Raw genomic sequence first — 5,225 nt, forward strand, 5'->3', positions numbered from 1 at the left:
CTGCGCGCGGTGCCCGGGGATGGCATCGGCTTCGGCCTGCTGCGCCGCTTCGGTTCGCCCGCGCAACAGGCTGCGCTGGCCGATGTGCCCAGGCCACAGGTGGTGTTCAACTACCTCGGCCAGCTCGACGCCAGCTTCGCCGACGACAGCCCGTGGCGGCTTTCTGCCGACAGCGCGGGCGCCAACCAGGATCCCGCCACGCCGCTGTCGCACCCGTTGTCGATCAGCGGCCAAGTACAGGACGGTCGGCTAAAGCTGTCCGTGGCCTATGCGCGCCGTCGCTATCGCAGCGCGACGGTCGAAGCGCTGGCGGCGGCGTTTCGCGCGGAACTGGAGGCGGTTGTGGCCCATTGCACCGCCGGGGCAGCGGGCCTGACGCCATCCGACTTCCCGCTCGCCCGCCTGTCGCAGGCCGGGCTGGATGCGCTTGGCCTTGCGCCGCAGCAGGTGCAGGACCTCTACCCCTTGTCGCCGATGCAGGCGGGCATGCTGTTCCACAGCGTGTTTGGCGAGCACGGCGGCGCCTATACCAACCAGCTGCGCGTCGATGTCGACGGCATCGAGCCGGAGCGCTTCCGCGCGGCATGGCAGGCGGTGCTGGCGCGCCACGACACCCTGCGCAGCGGCTTCCTGCACCGGGCCGACCCGCCGCTGCAGTGGGTGGCCAGGCAGGCGGCGCTCTCCGTGCTGGTCGACGACTGGCGCGGGCGCAGCGCGGCAGAGATCGACGCCTTCGCTGACGGCCAGCGCGCGCAGGGCTTCGATCTGGAGCGCCCGCCGCTGATGCGCGTGGCGCTGCTGCGCACCGGCGCGCATCGCCACCATTTGGTTTGGACCGTGCACCACCTGCTGCTCGACGGCTGGAGCACCGGGCAGCTGCTGGGCGAAGTGCTGCGCCACTACGCCGGCGAAACGCTGCCAGCCAGTGGCGGCCGCTTTGCCGACTATATCGGCTGGCTGCTGTCGCGCGACGCCGCCGCCGGCGAAGCCTTCTGGAAGGCGCAGCTGGCACCGCTCGACGCGCCAACTCGCCTGCTTGCCGCATTGCCGGCTCCGGAACACGGCCAGGGCCAGGGCGAACATCACCACGAACTCGACGCCGCCGAGACCACTGCGCTGGCCAGCTTCGCCCGCGCGCAGAAGGTCACGCTGAACACGCTGGTGCAGGCCGCCTGGCTGTTGCTGCTGCAGCGCTGCACCGGCGAGCCGTGCGTGGCCTTCGGCGCCACCGTGGCGGGGCGCCCGGCCGAGTTGCCGGCCGCTCAGCAGATGCTGGGGCTGTTCATCAATACGCTGCCGGTGATCGCGTCGCCGCGTCCGCAGCAAGCGGTGGGCGACTGGCTGCGCGAGGTGCAGGCGCTGAACCTGGCGCTGCGCGAGCACGAACACACCCCGCTCTACGACATCCAGCGCTGGGCCGGACACGGGGGCCAGGCGCTGTTCGATTCGATCGTCGTGTTCGAGAACTATCCGGTCGACGCCGCGCTGCGCCGCACGCCCGCCGGCCTGTCGTTCTCCGGCGTGCGCAACCGGGCCGAGACCAACTACCCGCTGACGCTGCTGTTCGCGCATACCGGCACGCTGCACCTGACCTGCCGCTTCGACCGCGCACAGCTGGCCGAGCCGCACGCCGCCCAGCTGGCGCACAGCCTGTTTGCGGTGCTGCGCCAGCTGGCCGCCGACGCGGCGCGCCCGCTGGGCCGGATCGCGCTGATGGCGCCGCCCGAGGCGCGCGCCGCGCTGGCGCTGGGTACCGATCCGCAGCCCTATCCCGCCGCGGAACCGGTGCACCGGCTGTTCGAAGCCCGTGTCGCGGCGCAGCCCGACGCAATTGCGCTGTGCTTCGGCGAGCAGCGCCTGACCTATGCGGCGCTGAACCGCCGCGCCAACGCCCTCGCGCATCGACTGATCGCGCACGGGGTAGGCCCGGACGTGCCGGTCGGCGTGCTGGCCGAGCGTTCGGTCGAAATGGTCGTCGCGCTGCTGGCCATCCTCAAGGCCGGCGGCGCCTACGTGCCGTTCGATCCGGACTACCCCGCCGATCGCCTGGCCTACATGATCGAGGACAGCGGCGTCGCGCTGGTGCTGGTGCAGCGCCCCGATGCGATGCCGGTGCTGTCTCGTACCGTTGCCGCCGTCGACCTGGCCGATCCCGCGCTCTATGCGCAGGGCGGCGACCACAATCCGGTCCCAGCGCTGTCGCCGGAAAACCTGGCCTACGTCATCTACACCTCCGGTTCCACCGGGCGGCCCAAGGGCGCAGGCAACCGGCACGGCGCGCTGCATAACCGGCTCTGGTGGATGCAGGCGCAGTACCGGCTGGATGCCGGCGACACCGTGCTGCAGAAGACCCCGTTCAGCTTCGATGTCTCGGTCTGGGAGTTCTTCTGGCCGCTGATGACGGGTGCGCGGCTGGCGCTGGCGGCACCGGGCGACCACCGCGACCCGCAGCGGATCGCCGCGCTGATCGCGCAGCATCGGGTCACCACGCTGCACTTCGTGCCGGCGATGCTGCAGGCCTTCGTTGCCGACGGCGCCGTGGCCGCCGCGTGCGCCAGCCTGCGCCATATCGTCTGCAGCGGCGAGGCGCTGCCGGCGGACCTGGCCCGCCGCACCATGGCCTTGCTGCCGCAGGCGGGCCTGCACAACCTGTACGGTCCCACCGAGGCGGCGATCGACGTTACCCACTGGACCTGCCGTGACGATGGCGGGCATGCGGTGCCGATCGGACGTCCGATCGCCAATGTCAGCGCGCATGTGCTCGACGGGGCGATGCACCCGGTGCCCGAAGGCATCGCGGGCGAACTCTATCTCGGCGGCGCCGGCCTGGCGCGCGGCTATCTCGGCCGCGCGGCGCTGACGGCCGAGCGCTTTGTCGCCGATCCGCATGGCGCGCATGGCGAACGGCTCTATCGCACCGGCGATCTCGCGCGGCGGCGCGCCGACGGCCAGATCGAATACCTGGGCCGGCTCGACCACCAGGTCAAGATCCGCGGCCTGCGCATCGAGCTGGGCGAGATCGAGGCGCGGCTGCTCGCGCACGGCAGCGTGCGCGAGGCCGTGACCATCGCCCTGACCGGCGACGGACCGGCGCGGCTGGTGGCCTATGCCGTCCCCGCGGCCGGTGCGGCGATCGACACCGACGCGCTGCGCGGCTGGCTGGCGCAGGCGTTGCCCGACTACATGGTGCCGGGCGCCATTGTCGTGCTGGAGCGCATGCCGGTCACGCCCAACGGCAAGCTGGACCGCCGCGCGCTGCCGTCGCCGGAGTTTGCGGGGTCGAGCGCCTACGAGGCGCCGCAGCCGGGCGTGGAAGCGGTGCTGGCCGAGACCTGGGCCGCGGTGCTGAAGGTGGCGCGCGTGGGTCGCCATGACAACTTCTTCGAACTCGGCGGCGATTCGATCCTGAGCCTGCAGATCGTCGCGCGGCTGCGCGCGCTGGGCTGGCTGCTGACGCCCCGGCAGCTGTTCGAGGGGCAGACGCTGGCGGCGGTGGCCGAGGCGTTGGCGCCGCTCGACGGCCAGGCCGACCCGGTGCATACCCAGGCAACGCCGCACCGGACCAGCCTGCGCAGCGAGGATTTTGCGCTGGCGCGCCTGTCGCAAGGCCAGCTCGACGGCCTCGGCCTCGACGCCGCGCGGGTGCGGGACCTGTATCCGCTGTCGCCGATGCAGGCGGGCATGCTGTATCACAGCGTGGCGCGCGCGGATGCCGGCAGTGCCTATATCAACCAGCTGCGGGTCGATGTCGAGGGGCTGGACGCCGCCCGCTTCGCCCAGGCCTGGCGCGCGGCGCTGGGCTGTCACGATGCCCTGCGCACCGGCTTCCTGCAGCGCGGCGAGCAGCCGCTGCAATGGGTGGCGCACGAGGTGGCGCTGCCGCTGACAGAACACGACTGGTCGGCGCAGCCGCCCGAGGCACTGCCGGCCGCGCTCGACCGGCTTGCCGCCGCGGACCTGGCTCAGGGCTTCGACCTGGAGTGCCCGCCGCTGATGCGGCTGACACTGGTGCGCACCGGTCCCGGCCGGCATCACCTGGTCTGGACCGTGCACCACCTGCTGCTCGATGGCTGGAGCACTTCGCAGCTGCTGGGCGAGGTGCTGAAGCGCTATGCGGGCGAGGCGGTCGCGCCGGTCGAAGGCCGCTTTGCCGACTACATCCGCTGGCTGCAGCAGCGCGACGCCGGCGCCGCGCAGGCGTTCTGGGCCGGCCAGCTCGATGGCTTCGACACCCCCACGCGGCTGGCGCAGGCGCTGCCGGCGCCGGCCGGCGGCGAAGGCTACGGGCTGCTGCAGCACGACTGCGGCGCGGCGCTGACCGAACGGCTGTCGGCCTATTCCCGCGCGCACAAGGTGACCCTCAACACCGTGGTGCAGGCGGCGTGGCTGCTGCTGTTGCAGCGCTACACCGGCCAGCGCCGCGTGGCCTTCGGCGCCACCGTGGCCGGCCGCCCCGCCGACGTGCCGGGCAACCAGCAGATGCTGGGGCTGTTCATCAATACACTGCCGGTGCTGGCCGCGCCGCGGCCAGAGCAGGCGGTGGGCGACTGGCTGCGCGAACTGCAAGGCTTCAACCTGGCCGCGCGCGAGCACGGGCACACGCCGCTGTCCGATATCCAGCGCTGGGGCGGCCAGGCCGGCCAGCGCCTGTTCGACAGCATCCTGGTGTTCGAGAACTTCCCCCTCGAAGACGCGCTGGCATCGGCCGGCCGCAGCGGCCTGCGCTTCGCCACGCAGGGCAGCACGGGCCTGACCGAATACGAGATGGACGTCGAGGTCAGCCTGCGCCAGACCCTGCGGCTGGGCTTCACCTACATGCGGCGCGCATTCGATGCCGCGCAGGTGGCGCGCATTTGCGCGCAGATGACGGGGCTGCTGGAAGCCATCGGCACCGTGCCAGGGCAGACCGTTGGTGCGCTCAGCCTGCTGACGCAGGATGAACAGGCGGCGCTGCTGGCGCTGGGCCAGGGCGATGCGCCTGGCGGCGAGACCCTGCCCGTGCATGCGCACATCGCCCGCCACGCCGCCGCCCGCCCCGACGCCGTCGCCGTGATCTGTGGCGACCAGGTGCTGCGCTACGGCGAACTGCTGGCCCGCGCCGACCGCCTCGCCGCCGTGCTGCGCGCGCGCGGCGTCGGCGCCGAGGATCGCGTCGGCATCGCCCTGTCGCGCTCGCCCGACCTGATCGTCGCGCTGCTGGCGGTGATGCGCTGCGGCGGCGCCTA

Annotated in this window: 1 protein-coding gene; it reads left to right on the forward strand. The window is 72.4% G+C overall.

Annotated elements, in window-relative coordinates; all coding sequences use genetic code 11:
• Positions 1-5,225 (forward strand): non-ribosomal peptide synthetase (locus tag GA0116996_RS27785; protein ID WP_141693776.1); only part of this gene is annotated, 5,225 nt, incomplete at both ends.

The organism is Cupriavidus alkaliphilus, assembly GCF_900094595.1.
Taxonomy (GTDB): domain Bacteria; phylum Pseudomonadota; class Gammaproteobacteria; order Burkholderiales; family Burkholderiaceae; genus Cupriavidus; species Cupriavidus alkaliphilus.